The following is a 19,895-nucleotide window of genomic DNA, read 5'->3' as shown; positions in this document are numbered from 1 at the left end:
ATGTAGACAGTTCAGCCAAGCCGAACCCGCACCGGCCCGGCAGGCTCCGCGGCAACCTCGGCAACCGGCTCGCGCAGCACCTTCGACAACTGCCACGCCTCGAGCCCGGCGAGAACGGTGTTCGCTACGACGAGCACCAAATACAACCCGGCCTGCACCGAAAGCCGGAACGGATGCTGGTCGGAAGCACCGGCCAGCAACGAAATGTGGCACGCGACCACGACCACCATCGACGCCGCGGACAACCCGCCCAGCACGATGAGCAACACCCGCAGCACCCGCGTGCGCCGCCAGTTCAGGTAGCCGGTCTGGACCAACCCCGGCGTGCTGACCATGACCAGCCCGCAGCCGTACCCGGAAAACCCGCCGACCACCCCGCCGCCCGCGACCAGCGCGGTAGTCAGGTGATACGAAACCGGAACCCGGTAGGCGGCGAGGATCGCGGCCACGCAGACCAGCAGCCCCAACGGCAGGTGCGGCCAGCCGTACCAGGGAAGCCGCCGCTCCATCCGGAGAATCGTCGGCAGATCGACGTCGCGGTACGCCTCGGGGTCGCGCAAAGCCATTCGCACCGTTCCTCTCGTCCCGGAAACCCCCGGTGTGTGCGCGGTGACCGGCGAAGCCTAGGGCAGGCCGTCCGACCGTGCAAAATCCACCCGAACCCGCCGCAGGGCGGGACCAGGTCACCGCCCCTTACTTTCGCACCCGGCCCGTAACCCACCCGCCAGCCCGGGAGGCCGCGTGACCCACGCCACCCGTCGGCCCGCGCGCATCCTCCCGACCAGCAGGAATTATCCCGGAATCCGCATTCACTTCTTGCGCTTCCTCCAGGGTTGTCCCGGGATGTCCGGTAGAGCGATTTTCTGTCGGTGGTGCAAGTTAGGCTGCAGGCATGAACACCGACGAACCCACCGTCGCCGCCGAAGATCTCGCCCAAGGCCAGTGGTTCTGGCACGAACCCGCTCCCGGCCTGCGTTCCTGGCCGCTGCAGGTGGCCACGGCCGAGATCCTGGAAGACGCAGTCCGCATCATCACCACCGACGAGGTCCGGGAACTGGTCTCGTACGCTCGCGACCGCCGGGTCCGCCTGGCCGTCGCCTCCTGAGCCACAACACCAACAGCACCACCACTGGGGAATCTGGGAGACCGGGCCGGCCGCATCCGCGAGCGGCCCGTCCAATATGGACACCACGTCCGACGCTCCGGCTTTCGGCCGGATCTCACGCTGAATTTCCTGAACTTTTCGGCAGAGCTTGCTGCTGTGCTCACGTCGTGCTGTCCACGGCACGACGTGCTCCGCTCACGCCGCGTATTTGCTGCACGCATATCCGCCGTGCCACATTCGCGGCGATCGCTGCCTGGGCGCTGCACCGCGCCTGCCGCAGCTCAACAACCACGCCGCGATCGGTGCCGTAGTGCGGGAATCCGTTGCCTTGCAAGCAGAAATCACCCGCGTCGCTCACCGATATGCGTGAAAAGCAAGCACCACCGCGTTGCCCGACCAACCGGAAAGCCGCCCGCCGACCTCCGCTCGGCGCGATCAGCCGCGGCCAGGGTCAGCGGGAAAGAACTCCTTGCAGCAGGACATCCAGGAGATGCCGAGCGCGGGAATCCCACTCGTCCTCGTCCAGGCGCGTCAGATAGCCCGACAAGATGAACAGGTCCCGGGCGTCGATGTCGGGGCGGATGGATCCTTCGGCTTTTCCGGCGTCGAGCAGGAGGGTGATGGCGTCGCCGAGCGGGCCGTGGCTTTCTTCGGACAGGCCTTTCCACACCGCGGTTTCCAGTGCCGCGAAGACGCCGCGTTTGACTCGTGCGTATTCGGCGATCCGGTCGAACCAGCGGGACAGCGCCTCGACCGGTTCACACGCGGCCAGCAGTTCCGGTGCCAGCGCGACCAAGTCCTCCACCTCCTGCCGGTACACCTCGGCGAGCAGGTCCTCGCGTGTGGGGAAGTGCCGGTAGAGCGTTCCCTGCCCGACTCCGGCCGACTTGGCGACCGCGTTCAGGCGCAACTCTCCCGTGGAGGCGATCGCCTCGCGGGCGATCTCGACGATCCGCTCCCGGTTCTCCCGGGCGTCGGCCCGCTGAGCCGCGCTCATCGCCTGTGACCGGTACCTGTGGAAACGCACATACCGCAACGTTATCGCGGACGCTGCGAGCGCTGCATAATCTGCGGGCCAAACGCTCCGTGGGAAGGACAGCGCCCCCATCGGTCGATGACTGAGAGCACCTCGGGAACACCAGCACTCCCAAGGACCGCGAGCAGCATCGATCCCACCTGCAAGGAAACAGCCCCGCCCAGCAACAACGAAGAACCCCGGCCTAGCCATCCCAGCGCGCCACTCCGAACAGGACACCCGCCCGCCCGAGACGTTGTCCGCCAACCCATTGATAACCCCCACCACCGGGTTGAAACACGCCACGCATAACTCACCGATTCGATTGACAACCCTTCCGACCCCGGCAGAGGCTGGTCACAAGCTGCCAATGCCCGGTGCGGTCCGGTTACCCTGTCAACGAGCCGAAAACCGCACCGAAAGGCCAACCCCGGCACGAAGCGCCAACCGGTCAACGACTTCCTAGTGAGGAAAACGATGTCTCTCGAGCACTCCGCACTGTCCGACGCCAGCCAGGACCGGCGGGTGGCCGCGTTGGAGGAGACTGTCGCGGGGCTGGTTCGGCGGGTCGGGGTGCTTGAGGCCGAGGCGGAGATCCGCCGGGTGCAGGCGCGCTACATGTTCCTCTGCGACACGCCTTGCCCCGAGTTCGGCGTCGGCGGCGACGACGAGCGGATCGATCTCATCATGGAGCTCTACACCGAGGACGCGGTCTGGGAGGGCGTCGGCGAGTACTACGACGGGCAGTTCGGGCGGGCCGAGGGCGCCGCGGCTATCCGGGCGCATTTCCAGCGGTTCTGGGGCGAGAAGAAAGACCCCGAACTTCTCCTGAACGCCCATTATCTCACTTCCGAGCAGATCCATGTGGACGGCGACGAGGCCACGGGACAATGGATCCACATGCAACCGTGGCTGTTCTCCGACGGGAAAGCGCTCCTGCGGTCCAGCCGGTTGAACAACGCGTTCCGGCGGGTAGGCGAGACCTGGCGGATCACCCGCACGCGCACCGAAAACGTCTTCATCGCCCCGCTGCCGGAAGGCTGGGCCAGCGACTATCCCTCGGCCTCGGTGCTGATGAAGCCATGAGCGACGACCCGGTCGTGCACGTGGTGGACGACGACGAGGACCTCCGGCAGTCCCTGGTGTTCCTGCTGGAGAGCGTCGGCGTGCAGGCGTTGACCTATCCGGACGCCCAGACCTTCCTCGACGAATTCGACCCGGCCGAGCCCGCGGTCGTGATCGTCGACGTGCGCATGCCCGCGATCAGCGGTTTTCAGCTGCAGGAAAAGCTCGCGGAAATCGACTGTCCGGCTCCGCTGATCTTCTGTTCCGCGCACGGCGACATTCCGATGTCGGTCCGTGCGCTCACCGCGGGGGCGGTCGATTTCCTCGAGAAGCCTTACCAGGCCCAGCGCATGGTCGAGGTGGTTCAGACCCAGCTCATCGAGGCGCGCCGCCGGTTCGCGGAGCACGCGGAGCGGCAGGCGGTCCGGGCTCGGCTCGACACTCTGACTCAGCGCGAGCGCGAGGTGCTGCGGCTGGTGGTCGACGGGATGCCCAGCCAGGCGATCGCGCACCGGCTGGGCACCAGCGTCAAAACTGTCGACGTGCATCGGGCGCGGATCAAGGCGAAGACGTCAGCGGACAGCCTCGGGACGCTGGTCCGCGACATCCTCACCCATCGCGTCACCGTTTGAGCGCGGTCTCCGCCCAACAACCCGTACCCAGCAGCGCGGCCTCGCCGGAAGCACTGCCGACCAGCTGCAATCCCAGCGGCAAACCGGCCTCGTCGCGCAGGCCCGGGACGGCGATGACCGGCACGCCCAGCGCCTGCCACGGGCGGCTGAGCACGGGGTCGCCGGTCGCCGCCAGTCCAGCAGGGGCCGAGCCGAGCGCGGCTGGGGTGAGGACGGCGTCGTAGCCGGTTACGAGCTCGGCCAGCCGGGCAGCGCCGGAAGCGACGACGTCCAGCGCGGCCTCGTACTCCGCACGCGGCATCTCCTCGCCGGTACGCAGCAGTTGCGCGAGAGGGGCGCTGAGACGGTCCGCAGAAGCGAGCTCGACAGAGCGTTCCCGCGCGGCTTCGTAGGCCATCACCACGGGGTGTGCGGCGGTCAAACCAAGCACCAGAGCAGGGTCCGGGAATTCATCGACCACGGCACCGGCAGCGCGCAGCAGAGAGACCGCAGTGCCGAGCGCGGTCTGCATTGCTGGGCTCGCGTCAGCCGGGGACCACACCAGCAATCGCGGTGCCGAAGAAGCAGTGACCTCCGGCTCCCCCGACAGCGCTGACCAGGCCAGGGCCAGGTCGGAAACCGTCGCGGTGAACATGCCGTGGCTGTCCAGGCTCGGGCTCAGGCCGGTGACGCCATCGACCGGGAACCGGCCCCGGGTCATGACCAGCGACGCGACTCCGCAGAACGCGGCCGGTCGCGTAACCGAGCCAGCGGTCTGCGAGCCCAAAGCCAGCGGGACGTGTCCAGCAGCAACTGCAGCGGCAGAACCGCTCGAGGAACCGCCTGGGGTGTGGCCGGGTGCCGCGGGATTATCCGTGGGACCGGGTGCGAAGAAAGCGAATTCCGTGGTGACCGTCTTGCCGATCGGCACCGCGCCTGCCCGACGCCATTCGCTGACGATCGAAGCGTCCACAGTGGCCGGTGGAGCCTCCGCGCGCAGGACAGAGCCGCAGCGGGTCGGAAGTCCGGCCAGGTCGATGATGTCCTTGACGCCCAACGGAACTCCGCCCAGCGGCCCCGGCGAAGCAGGCACGTAAGCCGACGAAACCCAAGCGTCGTAGGAAGCGGCCGCGATCCGCGAGCGGGCCTCCGCCACCGCGGTTTCCGGTGTCGTCCGGCCAGCGGTCAGATCGGCGATCAGCGCGCGCAGCGACCACGGGCCGGTCACGGCTGGGTCCAGGCGGCGTCGGCGGTCCAGTAGTCCATGCCGCTCGCGCTGACCGCGTGCCGCCAGTCGGACGTCCGGCGCAGCAGCGGTTCGACGCGGGCGGTGGCCTCGTCGGCGGCGTCCGGGCCGTCGGCCGGGACCTGCCAGTGCACCCAGTCCAGCTCGCGGCCGTGCTCGTCGTGCACGAAGAGGTCGACGTGCCGCCAGCCGTAGCCGTGCGTGTCGTTGTAGCAGGTCAGGGTCATCCGGTCCACGGGTTCTCCTCGATCAGGCGCTGAGTGCGGCAAGCCGGTGGAAGCGGCGCTGGAAGTACACCAAAGCACCGCTGTCCGGCGCGGTCAGCACCTTCTCGATCTCGACGAACAGCACCGAATGCGATCCGTGCTCCTGTTCGCCGACGATCCGGCCGACCAGCGAGGCCGCCGCGCCGCGCAGGACCGGGGCGTCCTCGCTGTCGAGGTCCCAGCAGTCCTGGTCGAAGCGTTCGGAGGTCGGCACCTTGGTCGCGCCGGCGAAGTGCATGGCCAGGTCTTCCTGGCCGGGGCCGAGGACGTTGACGCAGACCTGGCCGTTGCCGACCAGGATCGCGTGCGACCGGCTCGACCGGTTCACGCAGACGAGCACGGTCGGCGGGCTGTCGGTGACCGAGCAGGCCGCGCTCACCGTCATCCCGGCGAGGCCGTGCGGGCCGGCGGTGGTGACGACGTTGACGGCCGCGGAGAGGTTGGCCATCGCGGTGCGGAATTCGCGCTGGGTCCGGGTCAGCTCGGACACGGTGCCTCCTAGGACTGGGGCCGGGACTTCTCTGACCGTACAAAGCCGCACCGGTCCCGGGATATCGAGAACTTCCCCGGCGTAGCTGAAGAATTCCTAACCCGGGCCGGTCGCGGGCAGTGCGAAGCCGAAGCGCGAACCGCCGCCCGCGCGGTGTTCGGCCCAGATCGTCCCGTGCTGGCGGGTGATGATGCGGTGGCTCAGCGCCAGTCCGATGCCGCTGCCGCGCTCCTTCGCGGTGAACGACTCGTCGAACGGGTTGCGCGGGAAGCCGCGGCCGCGGTCGTCCACGGTGACCACGCCGGTGTCGCCGTCGCGGCGCGTGGTGAGCACCAGGCTGCGCCGCTGCGCCGGGCACTGGGCCATTTCCTCGATCGCGTTGAAGCACAGGTTCAGCACGACCTGGCCGGTCAGCACGCGTTCGCAGTGCACGGGCACCGCTTCGGCCGACCGGTCGAAGGTCACCTCGATCGCGGCCGGTTCGGCTCGCAACCGCACGAAGTACAGGCATTCCTCGACGATCTCGTTGAGGTCGGCGACCTGCTCCACGTGCTCCAGATGCCCGACGAACGCGCGCACGGACGACACGATCTGGCTCGCCCGCTCGATCTGCCGGACCGCGCTGTCGATGCCGTACACGACCGGCGCGGCATCGAGCGTCCGCGACCGGACACCGGCCAGGAAGTTGCCCGCGGCGGCGAGCGGCTGGCTCAGCTCGTGCGCGATCGCCATCGCCATGTCGCCCATCGCGGTGTAGCGCGCGAGGTAGTTCTCCCGGTGCAGGTCACGCTCGCGCTGAACCTCGCCGCGGATGCGTTCGGACACGTCGTGGAGCAGCAGCAGAAACGCGTCTCCACCAGGCTCGCGAAGCCGTTCGACGCTGCCCTCCAGCCACACGCGACCCTGAATTTCCAGCCGAACTTGAGTGGCCGGCACGGCGCGTTCGCGGACCTCGTCCCAAGTGGCCGGACGGTCGTCGAGACGCAGAGCGGCGTAGTCGGTCAACCGGCCCAGCGGCTCATCCGGCGTCGCGCCGAACAGCGCGACCGCGGAATCCGTGGCGAACCGCAGCTCGCCCGAGCCGTCGAGCATCAGCGCGACCGCCGACGTCTGCCGGGCCAGCGCGTCCACCCAGGACGTGGTCAACCGCAGCTCACGCTCGATTTCCTGCTCGCGTTCGATGTCGCGGAACTGCACCATCACCGCCGGCCCCTGGGCCAGCTCGACCCGCGTGGCCACCGCGTCCGTCGGGATCACCCGGCCGGATTTCGTGCGGTAGTGCCATTCGATCCGGCTGACGCCCTTCTCGACCGCCTCCTGCAGCCACGCCCGCCCGATCACCCGGTCGTATTGCTGCGCGGAGCTGCTCATGTGGTTCGCCTTCAGCGGCCGCAGCTCGGTGACGCTCCATTCGAGCATCTCGCAGGCAGCCGGATTGGCCCACAGGATGTTCTTCGTCGCGCCGTCGTGCACGAGCACGCACGTGCGGCTGGCGTTGAGCATCGCGACGAAATCGTGCGTCGTCAGCTCGGGCGCGCGCGGGTCCGCTTCCATCGGCTCAGGGTAAAGCCCCTGGCTGGCGGCTCGCACTGAAGAAATCCCCTACGCCCGCTCAGGCACTACCAATTCCCGCGCGGCGGCGTCCTTCGTACCGTCGGACCGACCGCACCGGCATTCTGAGGAGCAGCGATGAGCGAAGTCACCATGGAGGAGGTGCTCGCCGAGCTCGCCACGCGCAAGGACGAGTTCCAGCAGCAGCGCTACGTGTCGCGCGACTTCATCGACCGGCTCAAGCAGGTCGGCGTCTACCGGGCCAGCACGCCCGCGAAGTTCGGCGGCAACCCGCTCCCGCCCGCCGAATTCCTCCGCCTGATCGAGCGGATTTCCACAGTGGACGGTTCGACCGGCTGGGTCGCCAGCTTCGGCTCGTCGCTGATCTACCTCGCCGCGCTCCCGCTGGACACCCAGGCCGAGCTGTACAAGAACGGTCCGGACGTCGCGTTCGCCGGCGGGCTTTTCCCGGTCCAGCCGGCCCCGGCGACCGAAACCGGCTTCCGCGTCGACGGCCGGTGGAAGTTCGCCAGCGGCTGCATGGGCGCGGACATCCTCGGCGTCGGCATCCCCGGCGACGAATCGACCGGCGGGAAACCGCGCACCGCGCTGCTGCGGCCCGACCAGGTCGAGATCGTGCGGGAATGGGACGTCGTCGGCATGCGCGGCACCGGTTCGTTCGACCTGGTCGTGCGCGACGTCGAGGTCCCGCGCGAGTGGACGTTCATCCGCGGCGGCGCGCCCACCGTGGACGAGCCGCTCTACCGCTATCCCACAATCGCTTACGCCGCGCAGGTTCTCGCCATCGTCGGCGCGGGCGTCGCACGGGCCGCGCTGGACCACGCCCGTGAGGTCGGCGCTGGCTACACCGGCGTCACTGGTGCGCCGAAGCTCGCCGACCGCGGCTACTACCGCACCGGGTACGCCGACGCCGAGGCCGCGCTGCGGTCCGCCCGCGCCTGGTTCTACGAGGTCAGCCACGAGGTCTGGGACACCGTCGTTTCCGGCGACGAGGCCACCGACGAACAGAACGCCCAGCTGCGGCTTTCGTCCGCGCACTTGGCGAAGACGGCGTCCGAGGTGGTGTCGAAGCTCGTCGAGATTTCCGGCACCGCGCCGATCTACTCGACGCACCCGCTGCGTGGACTTCAGGGCGACGCACTGGTACCCAAGCAGCATGCGTTCCTGGGCCCGGCCATCCACGACGCCGCCGGCGCGGTTCTCATGGGACAGCCGCCGACCAGCCCCGGCTTCCGCTGACCAGCCACCACCACGACGAGGAGTCTCCGACTGTGAGCACGCAGCCCCTGCGGGTGCTTTTCTGCATCGGCATCAACCAGAACTTCTTCGACCTGCCCGCCGACGGCATCACCATCGGCGACGTCTGGCAGTCCTTCGTGTCCATGATGGACCAGCTGAAAGCGTTGCCGGGCATCACGTTCATCGGCGACATCGACGACGACGCGCACATGGTCGGCCCGTCTGACGGCTGGCCGTGGACCTGCTACATCCTCGCCGACGCCGACAGCCAGGAAACCGTCAAGGCCGGCTGCAACCTGCTGCGCACCACGGAGGTCGGCAGCAATGGCGTCAAGCTGTGGCGCTTCGCCAAGATCGAAGCCCGGATCGGCCGTCCGCTGACCGTCCGCGAAGACGTCGACCTGCCCGACTGAAATCGGAGACCTCATGACTGAGAACACCGTTGTTCCCGCCGATTTCGCGGAGAGCGACCGCGTAGCCGCCCGGCTTTACACGGACCCGGAAATCTTCGAACGCGAGATGACGCAGATCTTCGAACGTTCGTGGGTGTGGGTCGCGCACGAAAGCGAATTGGCGCAGCCAGGCAACTTCAAATCCACTTACGTCGGCCGACAGCCGGTCATCGTGACGCGGGACCGCAAGGGCACGCTGCACACGATGCTCAACCGCTGCCGCCACCGTGGTGCGAGCCTGTGCGAGAAGCCGAGCGGCAAGGCCAACGGCTTCACCTGCCCGTACCACGCCTGGAGCTACGGCCTCGACGGCAAGCTGCGCGGCATCCCGTACCCGGACGGCTACGAAGGCGTGCTGGAAAAGGGCGAACTGTCGCTGAAGAAACTGCGCACCGAATCCTACGGCGGCATGGTTTTCGCGACCTTCGCCGAGGACGGCGAGTCCCTTGAGGACTTCCTGGGCGACGCGAAACTGTGGATCGACCGCTTCATGAAGCAGGGCGGCGGTTACCCGATCAAGGTGCTGGGCAAGCACCAGTTCAAGTTCCGCGGCAACTGGAAGATCCAGTTGGAAAACACCACCGACGGCTACCACTTCCCGATCGTGCACCGGTCGTGGATGGCTTCGGTGGACGCGGAAACCGCCGACATGATGTCGTTCATGACCGATCCGTCGGCGATCACGCATTCGCTCGGCAACGGGCACAGCGTCATGCAGATGGTGCCGGAGCACTCCGATCTGGACGTCGACGACGGCACCGAGCCGTTGCAGGGCCGATTCGACCACGTCGTGGCCGAGCTGTCGAAGACGCTGGACGAGGCGCAGGTGCGCAAGGTGGTCCGGGCCATGCACGGCACCGGGTTCAACCTCAACCTGTTCCCGAACGTCTCGATGTCCGCGGCGTTTTTCCGCGTGCTGCGGCCGATTTCGGTCAACGAGACGCTGATCGAGCACGTCGCGATCGGTCCCGACGGGCCGCCGGAACTGGATGTGGTCAACCGCGAACGGCTGCGCATCCACGAACACTTCCAGGGCCCGTTCGGGTTCGGCACGCCCGACGACGCCGAGGGCTGGGACCGCGTGCAGCGCGGGGCGCACGGCGGCCCGGACCTGCCGATCCTGGTCAACCGCGGGCTCGCGCGGGAAAAGGCGAGCCCCGAAGGCTGGCCGACCTCGCACGTCACCGACGAAACCGGCATGCGCGCCGCGTACGCCCAGTGGAAGGAGATGATGGGCGATGACTGAAACCATCCCCACCACCGACGTGCGGGTCGCGCGGGCCGTCGAGCTGGTCAACCGCGAAGCCGAACTGCTGGACCGCACCGAATACCACGAGTGGGAAAAGCTGTTCACCGAAGACGGGATTTACGTCATCCCGATCGACCGGGAAACCGATGATTTCGCCGGTTCGCTGAACATGGTCTACGACGACGCGCGGATGCGGCAGATGCGCGTCGCGCGGATGACCGAGGGCTACGCGCTCGCCGCCGTCGACTCCGCCCGCACCGTGCGCACTGTGTCGCGCTTCGTGCCGGAATCCGTTTCGGACGAAGAAGTCGTGCTGCGTTCGGCCCAGGTCCTGGTCGCCTACAAGCGCGGCAACCACGACCTGTGGGCGGCGGATCTGGTGCACCGCATCCGGTTCTCGCCGGACGGTCCCGAAGGCGACCGGATCGCGTTGAAGGTCGTCCGGCTGGTCAACAGCGACGAAGCCGTTCCGGCCGCGGGATTCCTGCTGTGAGCGCGCAGGCGGAGCCGCACGTCGCGGTAGTCACGGGTGGCGCGAACGGCCTCGGCGAAGCGATCGTGCGGCAACTGCACGCCGAGGGCTACCGCGTCGCGATCGTGGACATCAACGGCGAAGCGGCCGAAAAGCTGGCTGCGTCCCTTGGCAACTGCCGCGGCTACGAGGTCGACGTACGGGATCGAGCGGCGCTCGCGCAGGTGAAGGACGACGTCGTCCGCGATTTCGGCAGCGTGCAGGTGCTGGTCAACAACGCGGCCCGCACCCAGGCGGCCCCGCTGATGGAGATCACGCCGGAAGACCTCGACGCGGTCCTCGCGGTCAACTTCACCGGCACGTTCACCGCCTGCCAGATCTTCGGCGCGTACTTCGCCGAGCAGGGTTACGGGCGGATCGTGAACATGGCGTCGCTGGCAGGCCAGAACGGCGGCACCGCGACCGGCGGGCACTACGCGTCGTCCAAGGGCGCGATCATGTCCGCGACGAAGGTGTTCGCACGCGAACTCGCCTCGCGCGGGGTCACCGTGAACTCCGTGTCCCCCGGGCCGCTGGACAGCCCGATGGTGCATTCGATCGTCGGCGAGGACAACCTCGAGGCCTTCACGAAGAACATCCCCGTCGGACGGCTCGGCGACCCGGCGTTCATCGCACGGATGGTGTCGCTGCTCGCCTCGCCCGGCGCGGCCTCGGTCACCGGGGCCTGCTGGGACGCCAACGGCGGCCTTTACCTGCGCTGAACCGCTTGAAACGGAGAGCCGATGCCGAACACCGTGGTCCGCGTGGCCGAGGTCGTCGAGGAAGCGCCTGGAATCCGGGCGCTCCGCCTCGTGCGCGCCGACGGTCTGCCGTTCGACCCGCATCCCGCCGGTGCGCACGTCGACGTCACCGGTCCGACCGGGATCCTGCGCCAGTATTCGCTGTGCGGGCGGCCGGACGACACGTCCTCGCTGCTGATCGCGGTGAAGCGGGAGCCGGATTCGCGCGGTGGTTCCGAGGCGCTGCACACCGTCGCGGAGAACGACAAGCTCGAGATCGGCGAAACCCGGAACCTGCTCTCGCTGGCTCCGGACGCCGAGCGGCACGTGCTGATCGCGGGCGGCATCGGCATCACTCCGTTGCTGAGCCTGGCTTATCAGCTGCACGCGGACGGTGCGGAATTCGAACTGCACTACTTCGCGCGCAGCCGGGAGTCCGCGGCTTTTGTTTCCCTGCTTGAAGAACAGGCTGAATTCCGGGACCGAGTGCTGCTGTATTTCGGGGTACCGCGCGACGAACAGCCCGCGGTGCTTACCGAAGTTGCCTCCGGTGTCGGTTCCGCTGGGCACGTCTACACCTGCGGCCCGGAAGGGTTCATGGAGCAGGTCACCGGCGTGTTCGCGCCCGTGGTCGGCGAAACGCAGGTGCACGTCGAACATTTCACCGCGGCCGAGGTCGACACGAGCGGCGACCAGCCGTTCACCGTCGAACTCGACACCGGCGAGGTATTCGAGATCCCAGCCGACCGGTCGATCCTGTCGGTGCTGACCGACAACGGGATCGAGGTGTTCAAATCGTGCGAGGAAGGCATCTGCGGTTCGTGCGTTTCCGGGGTGCTGGAAGGCACGCCGGAGCACCGCGACCAGTGTCTTTCGGCCAGCGACAAGGCTTCCGGCGACCAGATGGCGCTGTGCGTGTCGCGGGCGCGCTCCGAAAAACTGGTGATCGAACTGTACTGAGCCGAGCGGCCGGAATCCTCGCGATTCCGGCCGTCTTGTCTATTAATTGATCGATTTTATTTATCAATCCGCCGCAAATCGGACTTTGCCTCCTTCGTCACGCTTTCCCTAAGCTGTGTCCACCGTTTCCCCACCACCGGACACTCCGCGCATTCCGCGCGAGACGACGAAAGGCCTGCTATGGCCAAGCGCGACGAAGCGCACTCTCCCGGCGTGCTGCGGCTCGGATTCGCCGCCGGCGTCGGCACTTCCCTGGAAATGTACGACTTCTCGATCTACGGCACCGCGGCGGCACTGGTGTTCGGGTCGGTGTTCTTCAAAACCGGCAACGCCTGGTTCGGCACCTTCATGAGCCTCGCGACCTTCGCCATCGGTTTCGTGATGGCCCCGCTCGGCGCGGCGCTTTTCGGCTGGATCGGCGACCGCCGAGGCCGCCGCACCGCGCTGTACGCCGCGTTTCTGCTGATGGGTATCGCGACGCTGGGCATGGGCGTTCTCCCGCCGTACGCGGTGATCGGCATCGCCGCACCGCTGCTGCTCGTCGGACTGCGCCTGCTGCACGGCGCCGCCCGCGGCGGGGAAAGCGCCGGCGCGGCTGTATTCGCCGTTGAGCACGCACCCGAAAAGCGGCGCGGCCTCTACGGTTCCTTCGTCGCACTGGGCTCACCGATCGGTGTCGTGCTGGCGAACCTGGCGTTCGCGCTGGTTCTCCTGCTGCCCAACGACGACATCATGAACTGGGGCTGGCGTCTCCCGTTCCTCGCCGGCGGCATCGTGCTGGCGATTGGCATCTGGGTCCGCCGCGGCGTTTCGGAAAGCCCGGAATTCGAGAAAATGGCCGCCGCGGAAACGCGTGCGAAAAAGCCGCTCGCCGACGTCCTCCGCTCGAATTGGCGGCGACTGCTGCTGATCGCCGGCGCGAACCTCGGCCTCACCGCCTGCACTTTCGCGCTCGTCACGTTCATGCTGTCTTACGCGACCGCCGCCGCCCCGGAAGGTCTCGGCCTCCCGCGCGCGCCGATCGTCACCATTTCGACGATCACCCTGCTGTGCCACGCCGCCGCGAACGTCGGATCCGCCTGGCTGTCCGACCGGATCGGCCGCAAACCGGTGATGGTGACCGGCGCGGTCCTGTCGATCATCGCCGCTCTCGTGATGTTCCCGATCGCGTCGGCGGGCACCATCAGTTCGGTATTCGTCGCGCTGCTCTTGGGTTTCGCCGCCACCGGAATCCTTTTCGGACCGATGTACACCTGGTTCGCCGAACTGTTCCCGCGCGAGCAGCGCCAGTCCGGCCTCGGCGTGGGCTACCACGTCGGCGCAGTGCTGGGCGGCGGCCTCTCCCCGATGATCGCCAACCGCATCGTCGCGGCGACCGGCGACGCCCTCGCGGTCGGCTACTACCTGGCCGCGCTGCTCGTGCTGAGCCTCGTCTGCTTGCTGATCCTCCCGGAAACCGCCCCCGCGCGACGTGCCGCGAAACCGGCTCCCGAATTGGTCGGCTGACCTGAACGCGCCCCAGTCTCGCCGCTTCCGCGAGACTGGGGTCATGCGTGAGATCGACGAAGTCCTAGACGCGGTCGGCCCCCGGTTGCGCACCCTGCGCACGCGGCGCGGCATCACCCTGGCCGACCTGTCAGCGGAGACCGGCATCTCGGAAAGCACCCTGTCCCGTCTGGAAAACGGCCAACGCCGGGCGAACCTGGAACTGCTGCTGCCGCTCTCGCGCGCCTACGACGTGCCCATCGACGACCTGGTGGGCGCGCCCCGCGCCGGCGACCCGCGCGTCCACCTGCGCCCGATCCACCAGCACGGGATGACCTACGTACCGCTGACCCGGCGACCGGGCGGCGTGCACGCGTACAAAATGCTCATCCCCGGCCGCTCCGCCGAACCCGCGCTGAAAACGCACAGCGGTTACGAATGGCTGTACGTCCTCAACGGGCATCTCCGCCTGATCGTGGGCGCGAAGGACCTGACCGTCCCGCCCGGCGAGGCAGCGGAGTTCGACACGACGGAACCCCATTGGCTCGGCTCCGCCGACGGAGGCGCGGTCGAGCTGCTGATCCTCTTCGGACTCCAAGGCGAGCGAGTGCATGTGGAGCCGCGCACGAATTGATACCAGACATCACGTAACACTCGGGGCGATCAGTGCGACCTGGTTGTGCACGTTCGATCACGAAAGGCTCTCATGTCCGCCCCTGATTATCCTCCGCCGCCCGCTCCCTACCCGGCCCCGCCCGCCCAGCCGAAGAACGGGCTCGGCACCGCCGGGTTCGTGCTCGGACTGATCGGCCTGATCTTCTCGTTCGTCCCGGTCGTCGGGCTCGTGGCGTGGCCGCTGGTGATCCTCGGGATCATTTTCTCGGCGCTCGGCTTCGTCCGGACGCGGTCTGGAAAGGCCACGAACAAGGGCCTCTCGATCGCCGGTCTCGTGCTGTCGGTGATCGGCCTGGCGATCTGCATCGTGTGGACCGTGACGGCCGCCAAGGTGGTCAACGAGGTCAACAACGAAGCGAACCGCGTCGTGACGATCCACTACGAGGTCACCGGCACCGCGAAGGAAGCATCGATCACCTACACCACCATCGGCGACGGCAACGCGTCCTCCAACCAGGACCAGCCGCAGACCCTGCCGTGGTCGAAAGACATCACCACGAAGGGCCTGTTCAAGGGCGGCAGCCTGTCGGTGACCACCGGCGCCGAGGGCGGAGAGGTGGCCTGCAAGGTCGTCGTGGACGGCAAGGAAGCCAAGACGGCAAAGGCATCGGGCAACTTCGCGACCGCCACCTGCGACGGCTTCTGATCGGCGCGGAGAAGGGCTCGTCGGGCCCTTCTCCGCACCAGCAGCTATCGACGACGCAACAGGCGAACCACAATCGCCACAGCCACGAGCGCCGCGGCTGGCAAGGCGGCTTTCTTCAGCAGCACCGGCACGACCGCGGCCCCGAGGTCGACGGCTTCCGGTTCGTCCGGGGAGGAACCCGGGTCGGCCAAAGCTTCCGCGAGCCGGGCGGTGAACTGCTGGACGATCCGGTCGCTCACCTCGGCGAGGATCCCGCGGCCGAACTGCGCGGGACGGCCGGTGAGCGCTAGGTCGGTGCGCACCCGCACCAGGGTCCCGGCCGGATCCGCGGCCAGCACGGCCGTGACCGTCGCGGCGGCGGTGCCGGTGCCCCGGCTTTCGCGGCCCTCGAGGTCGAGCACCACGGTCCGGGCGGCTTCGTCGCGGCTGACGGTGCCCGAACCCTGATAGCTCATCTGGACCGCACCGACCTTGACCTTGACCCGTCCGGAGAACGACTCCCCGTCCAGCCGGTCTAGGACCGCGCCGGGCAGGCACGGCGCGACCCGCTCGAGGTCGAGGAACACTTCCCACGCCGCGTCCGGGGCAGCGGGAACGGTGAAGGAGTGGTCGAGGCGCATCGCGTTCTTTCCGTTTCGTGAGTGCGGGTTCAGACGGACCGCAGCAGGTCGCGGACCCGGCTCGGCGAGAGCGGGCCGCGGCGGACCACCACGCCGTGCGGGCGCAGGGCGTCCTCGATCGCGTTCGCGAGAACCGCTTGCGGCGCGATCGCACCGCCCTCGCCCAGTCCTTTGACGCCGAGGTCGTTCATCGGGCTCGGGGTGTGCAGTTCGTCGAGGTCGAGATCCGGGATCTCGGACGACGTCGGAACGAGGTAGTCCAGGTACGTGGCGGTGCGCGGCTGGCCGTCCGGCCCGTAGATCATCTCCTCGTAGAGCGCGCCCGCGATGCCCTGCGCGATCCCGCCGGTCACCTGGCCCTCGGCGATCAGCGGGTTCACGATGACACCGGCGTCGTGCACGACGACGTACTTCCGGATCTCCACCACGCCGGTGCGCTCGTCGACCTCGACGACGGCCGCGTGCGCCCCGCTGGACACGGCGAATCCCGGCGGGCGGAAGTGCACGGTTTCGGACAGCTCGGCACCGGGGCCGTCGTCGGACAGCGGGGCGCCCGAGACCAGTTCGGCGAGCGTCAGCGACGGTCCGGAGGGGGTCCCCCGCACGGTGAACACGCCGTCTGCCAGGTCGAGATCAGCCGCGTCGACCTCCAGTCTGCGGGCCGCGGCGGCGAGCGCCTTCCCCCGCACGAGCAGTCCGGCACGGTGCGTGGCGTTGCCCGCGTTGACCAGCGCACGGCTGGCGATAGTGCCGACCCCGAACGCCGTAGCGGCGGTGTCGCCGCCGACGACGTCGACCTGCCGCGGCGAGACTCCGAGCGCGTCCGCGGCGATCTGCGCCATGGCCGTGCGGTGCCCCTGACCCTGCGACGGGGTGCCGATCGCCAGCTTCACCCGGCCGCTGGGCGCGAGGTCGATCCGGGCGGTCTCGAACGGGCCGAGGCCGGTGGCCTCGATGTAGAGCGCGACCCCGACGCCGACGCGTTTCCCTTCCACCGCACCCGATTCCTGCCGGGCCCGGATCGCGGGCAGATCGACCCTCGCCACCGCGCGGCGAAGCAGCTCGGGGAAGTCCCCGGAGTCGTAGACCTGCGGCTGGCCGGACCGGTCGACCAGCCCGGTCCGATACGGCATTTCGCCGGGCCGCACCAGGTTCCGCGCGCGCAGCTCAGCGGGTTCGAGCCCGAGCGCGGCGGCGAGCCGGTCCATCGCGCGCTCCATCGCGAACACCGCTTCGGGTCTCCCGGCCCCGCGGTACGGCGTCGAGAACGTCGTGTTCGTGAGCACCCCGGTCAGGTCGATCGCGACGTTCGGCACGCGGTACGGGCCGAGCAGGTGGCACAGCGAGTTGTACGGCACCACAAGGCCGGTCATGTTGTAAGCGCCGAAATTGACCGTGATCCGGTCGCGCACGCCGAGGAGCCGTCCGTCCGCGTCGGCCGCCAGTTCGATGCGATGGATCTGCTCGCGGGCGTGCGACGACGCGACGAGGTTCTCCGTGCGGTCCTCGCGCCAGCGCACCGGCCTGCCGAGGCATCGCGCGGCGTGCGGGACGATCAGCTCTTCGACATACAGGATTCCTTTCTGCCCGAACCCGCCGCCGACGTCGACGGCGAGCACCCGGACGGCTTCGGCGTCGAGCCCGAGCGTGCGCGCGATCGAATCGCGAAGCCGGTGCGGCGTCTGGGTTCCGGACCAGACGGTCAGCTCACCGCGATACGGGTCCACGTGCGCGGCGACGGCACGGGTCTCGATCGGAGAGGCAACGTACCGGTGTGCGTGGAATTCCTCGCTGATCACGGTGTGAGCGTCGCGAAACACGGCGTCCGGTTCGCCGACGCGGGCCGTCACCGCGACCGCGATGTTGTCCTGGAGGTCTTCGTGGATCAACGGCGCCTCTGGTTTCAACGCCTCTTCCGGATCGACTACCACCGGCAGCGATGCGTATCGCACGTCGATCAACTCGAGCGCGTCCTCTGCCAGGTAACGGTTTTCGGCGAAGACGACGGCGACCGGCTGACCTGCGTAAGCGACCTTCCCGCGGGCGAGCAGCGGCATCGGCGTTATCCGCACTGTCGGATCGACGGTCTCCGCGAGACCGGCCGGGATGCGCAATTCTTCGCGGTTGAGCAAGGGGGCGAGGTCCGCCAGGTCTTCTCCGGTCCAGACGGCGGTGACGCCCGGTGCCGCGAGCGCGGCCGACACATCCACGGAAACCAGGCGCGCGTGCGCTTCGGAGCTGCGGAGGAACGCCGCCTCCAACGCGTGCGGCAGGGCGAGATCGTCGACGTATCGGCCTTGCCCGCGCAGCAGCCGGTCGTCCTCGACGCGAGCCATCGGGCGGCCGATCCAGCCGGATTTTCCCGTCATCAGGCGGATTCCTCTCCGAATTGCGCGTCGAGAGCCTGCGCCACGGCACGACGGATGTTGCGGTAGCCGGTGCATCGGCACAGATGCCCGCTGAGCGCGTCGGCGACCTCGGCTTCGGAGGGCCGATGCTCGGCCGACGCGAGCGCGGTCGTGGTCATGAGGAGCCCGGAAGTGCAGTAACCGCACTGCATTCCGTGGCATTCGTGATAGGCGCGCTGCACGGCCGTGAGCGGCGCGTCGCCCGGCGCGAGACTTTCGACAGTCCGGATCTCCGCGCCTTCGCACTGCACGGCGAACGTCAGGCACGCGCGCACTGGTGCTCCGTCGACGAGGACAGTGCACGAGCCGCAGACCCCGTGTTCGCAGCCGGCGTGGGTCCCGGTCAGGCGCAGCCGATCGCGCAAGAAGTCGGACAGCAGCAGCCTGGATTCCACTTGCACGGCAACGGCTTCCCCATTCACGGTCAGGCGGACGGCGTGCCATGCGGACGGTTCGGTCAGCGGCGGGTTGGCAGGTGTGTTCATCGGGTGCGCTCCCAAGCGATGGTGATGGCGCGGGTCAGCAAGTGGGCGGCGGCTTCGCGGCGGTACTCGGCGCTCGCGTGCACATCTCCGGCCGGTTCCAGCTGGCTGTGGACGACACGCGCGGCCGCTGCCAGGTCGTCGGCGTCGAGCGCAGTTCCGGTGAAGGCGGCTTCGGCGGGCAGCAGCCGGACCGGCACCGGTCCCGCACCACAAAACACAACCCGTGCGCCGGCGACAGAATCGGCGGTGCAATCGAGCACGACACCGACACCGATGGTGGCGAAATCACCGTGCCGCCGCGCCAGTTCCTCGAACGCCCAGCCTCGTCCGGGAGGCTGCGCGGGGAAAACGACCTCGGTGAGCAATTCGTCGTCGGCGAGCGCGGTCTGAAACGTGGCGACGAAAAACTCGGCCGCGGGCACCGTGCGGGTCCCGGATGGCCCGGCGAGCACGAACGACGCGTCCAGCGCGATCGCGACGGCCGGGAGTTCCGCGGCCGGATCGTGGTGGGCCAGGCTGCCGCACACCGTCCCGCGCTGACGGATCTGCGGATGCCCGATGCGGTCGATCGCGGCTGCGAGCAACGGCCAGCCGCGCCGGACGACCGGGTCGGCCGCGACCGCCGACTGCCGGGCCGCGGCACCGATCCGCAGCTCCCCTTCGCCGCCGACCGCGCACCGGGCGAGACCGGCGATCCGGGTGATGTCCACCAGCACCTCGGGCCGGGCCAGCCGCATGGACAACATGGGCACGAGCGATTGGCCCCCGGCGAGCACCTTGGCCTCGCGGTCCCCGTCGGCCAGCAGCGCGACGGCCTCCGCGACGGTGGCAGGAGCGGCGTAATCGAAGGGGCTCGGTTTCATGCTGACCCTCTCCGGTCAAGTTCGTTGAGCTCTAAGATAGTTACACCAAAGATTTACTACCGCAAGGATCATCCGCAGATTTCCTTGCCTCAGCCGCCGCGTCAGATCTCTGCAGCCCTCCGCAATATCCGTCCTCACCTGCCATTTAGCGGCCCTGACCGCCACCCGAACACCCTCCCCGTGATCATGAAC

22 protein-coding genes are annotated in these 19,895 nt (G+C 68.4%); 12 read left to right on the top strand and 10 right to left on the bottom strand.

Going from position 1 to position 19,895, the window contains the following annotated elements; translation table 11 throughout:
- Positions 1-11 precede the first annotated feature (11 nt).
- Positions 12-566, bottom strand: coding sequence for a hypothetical protein (locus tag FKO37_RS06850; RefSeq protein WP_134728437.1), 555 nt, complete (start codon positions 564-566; stop codon positions 12-14).
- Between the two features lie 326 nt (positions 567-892).
- On the opposite strand from FKO37_RS06850, the gene FKO37_RS06845 reads away from it, so the two are divergent.
- Positions 893-1,105 (top strand): hypothetical protein, encoded by a 213-nt coding sequence (locus tag FKO37_RS06845; RefSeq protein WP_037354589.1) that lies wholly within the window; start codon positions 893-895, stop codon positions 1,103-1,105.
- 451 nt (positions 1,106-1,556) lie between these two features.
- On the opposite strand, the gene FKO37_RS06840 is transcribed toward FKO37_RS06845, so the two are convergent.
- On the bottom strand, positions 1,557-2,102 hold the full coding sequence (locus FKO37_RS06840) for a TetR/AcrR family transcriptional regulator (RefSeq protein WP_238604005.1): 546 nt from the start codon (positions 2,100-2,102) through the stop codon (positions 1,557-1,559).
- Between the two features lie 495 nt (positions 2,103-2,597).
- Here FKO37_RS06840 and FKO37_RS06835 point away from each other — a divergent pair, with 495 nt between their 5' ends.
- Together FKO37_RS06835 and FKO37_RS06830 are read left to right on the top strand one after the other, a co-directional pair.
- A complete protein-coding gene (locus FKO37_RS06835; RefSeq protein WP_238604004.1) occupies positions 2,598-3,206 on the top strand; it encodes a nuclear transport factor 2 family protein in 609 nt (202 codons plus the stop codon).
- Positions 3,203-3,817: a response regulator transcription factor gene (locus tag FKO37_RS06830; protein WP_009084166.1), complete on the top strand. Its 615-nt coding sequence runs from the start codon at positions 3,203-3,205 to the stop codon at positions 3,815-3,817. The genes FKO37_RS06835 and FKO37_RS06830 overlap by 4 nt, the downstream gene beginning before the upstream one ends.
- Here FKO37_RS06830 and FKO37_RS06825 read toward each other — a convergent pair.
- The 4 genes from FKO37_RS06825 to FKO37_RS06810 form a co-directional block, all read right to left on the bottom strand.
- Positions 3,807-5,024, bottom strand: coding sequence for an amidase (locus FKO37_RS06825; protein WP_238604003.1), 1,218 nt, complete (start codon positions 5,022-5,024; stop codon positions 3,807-3,809). The genes FKO37_RS06830 and FKO37_RS06825 overlap by 11 nt on opposite strands.
- Positions 5,021-5,269 carry a hypothetical protein gene (locus FKO37_RS06820; protein ID WP_051171481.1) on the bottom strand — a complete coding sequence of 83 codons (249 nt, stop codon included), beginning with the start codon at positions 5,267-5,269 and terminating at the stop codon, positions 5,021-5,023. Before FKO37_RS06820 ends, FKO37_RS06825 begins: the two co-directional genes overlap by 4 nt.
- A gap of 22 nt (positions 5,270-5,291) precedes the next feature.
- Positions 5,292-5,798, bottom strand: a complete 507-nt coding sequence (locus tag FKO37_RS06815; protein ID WP_037808091.1) for a flavin reductase — start codon at positions 5,796-5,798, stop codon at positions 5,292-5,294.
- Between the two features lie 96 nt (positions 5,799-5,894).
- A complete protein-coding gene (locus FKO37_RS06810) occupies positions 5,895-7,352 on the bottom strand; it encodes a PAS domain-containing sensor histidine kinase (protein WP_037808094.1) in 1,458 nt (485 codons plus the stop codon).
- A 135-nt stretch (positions 7,353-7,487) separates the two neighbouring features.
- Between FKO37_RS06810 and FKO37_RS06805 the strand changes: the two genes are divergently transcribed.
- The 9 genes from FKO37_RS06805 (at position 7,488) to FKO37_RS06765 (ending at position 15,327) form a co-directional block, all read left to right on the top strand.
- A complete protein-coding gene (locus FKO37_RS06805; protein WP_134728440.1) occupies positions 7,488-8,609 on the top strand; it encodes an acyl-CoA dehydrogenase family protein in 1,122 nt (373 codons plus the stop codon).
- 32 nt (positions 8,610-8,641) lie between these two features.
- A complete protein-coding gene (locus FKO37_RS06800) occupies positions 8,642-9,022 on the top strand; it encodes a hypothetical protein (protein WP_037808097.1) in 381 nt (126 codons plus the stop codon).
- A 13-nt stretch (positions 9,023-9,035) separates the two neighbouring features.
- Positions 9,036-10,307: a Rieske 2Fe-2S domain-containing protein gene (locus FKO37_RS06795; protein ID WP_238604002.1), complete on the top strand. Its 1,272-nt coding sequence runs from the start codon at positions 9,036-9,038 to the stop codon at positions 10,305-10,307.
- Positions 10,300-10,803 (top strand): aromatic-ring-hydroxylating dioxygenase subunit beta, encoded by a 504-nt coding sequence (locus FKO37_RS06790; protein ID WP_238604001.1) that lies wholly within the window; start codon positions 10,300-10,302, stop codon positions 10,801-10,803. The genes FKO37_RS06795 and FKO37_RS06790 overlap by 8 nt, the downstream gene beginning before the upstream one ends.
- Entirely contained in the window at positions 10,800-11,543 is a 744-nt protein-coding gene (locus FKO37_RS06785) for an SDR family NAD(P)-dependent oxidoreductase (RefSeq protein WP_238604000.1), read from the top strand. Before FKO37_RS06790 ends, FKO37_RS06785 begins: the two co-directional genes overlap by 4 nt.
- A gap of 21 nt (positions 11,544-11,564) precedes the next feature.
- The gene (locus tag FKO37_RS06780; protein ID WP_238603999.1) at positions 11,565-12,521 is read left to right on the top strand and encodes a PDR/VanB family oxidoreductase; all 957 of its coding nucleotides are present in this window, start codon (positions 11,565-11,567) and stop codon (positions 12,519-12,521) included.
- Between the two features lie 180 nt (positions 12,522-12,701).
- Positions 12,702-14,027 (top strand): MFS transporter, encoded by a 1,326-nt coding sequence (locus FKO37_RS06775; RefSeq protein WP_037808106.1) that lies wholly within the window; start codon positions 12,702-12,704, stop codon positions 14,025-14,027.
- A gap of 43 nt (positions 14,028-14,070) precedes the next feature.
- A complete protein-coding gene (locus FKO37_RS06770) occupies positions 14,071-14,640 on the top strand; it encodes a helix-turn-helix domain-containing protein (RefSeq protein WP_238603998.1) in 570 nt (189 codons plus the stop codon).
- 72 nt (positions 14,641-14,712) lie between these two features.
- Positions 14,713-15,327 (top strand): DUF4190 domain-containing protein, encoded by a 615-nt coding sequence (locus FKO37_RS06765; protein ID WP_037808111.1) that lies wholly within the window; start codon positions 14,713-14,715, stop codon positions 15,325-15,327.
- Positions 15,328-15,371: 44 nt separating this feature from the next.
- On the opposite strand, the gene FKO37_RS06760 is transcribed toward FKO37_RS06765, so the two are convergent.
- Genes FKO37_RS06760 through FKO37_RS06745 form a run of 4 tightly spaced genes read right to left on the bottom strand, consistent with a single transcriptional unit; the run spans position 15,372 to position 19,703 of the window.
- Positions 15,372-15,947, bottom strand: a complete 576-nt coding sequence (locus FKO37_RS06760) for an SRPBCC family protein (protein ID WP_238603997.1) — start codon at positions 15,945-15,947, stop codon at positions 15,372-15,374.
- Positions 15,948-15,976: 29 nt separating this feature from the next.
- A complete protein-coding gene (locus tag FKO37_RS06755; RefSeq protein ID WP_238603996.1) occupies positions 15,977-18,316 on the bottom strand; it encodes a xanthine dehydrogenase family protein molybdopterin-binding subunit in 2,340 nt (779 codons plus the stop codon).
- Complete coding sequence (locus FKO37_RS06750) at positions 18,316-18,840, bottom strand: (2Fe-2S)-binding protein (protein WP_238603995.1); 525 nt, start codon at positions 18,838-18,840, stop codon at positions 18,316-18,318. Before FKO37_RS06750 ends, FKO37_RS06755 begins: the two co-directional genes overlap by 1 nt.
- Complete coding sequence (locus FKO37_RS06745; protein ID WP_238603994.1) at positions 18,837-19,703, bottom strand: xanthine dehydrogenase family protein subunit M; 867 nt, start codon at positions 19,701-19,703, stop codon at positions 18,837-18,839. Before FKO37_RS06745 ends, FKO37_RS06750 begins: the two co-directional genes overlap by 4 nt.
- Positions 19,704-19,895 lie beyond the last annotated feature (192 nt).

Source organism: Amycolatopsis sp. Poz14, assembly GCF_006704225.1.
Lineage (GTDB): Bacteria > Actinomycetota > Actinomycetes > Mycobacteriales > Pseudonocardiaceae > Amycolatopsis > Amycolatopsis nivea.
This window is presented reverse-complemented; position numbering and strand designations above follow the sequence as displayed.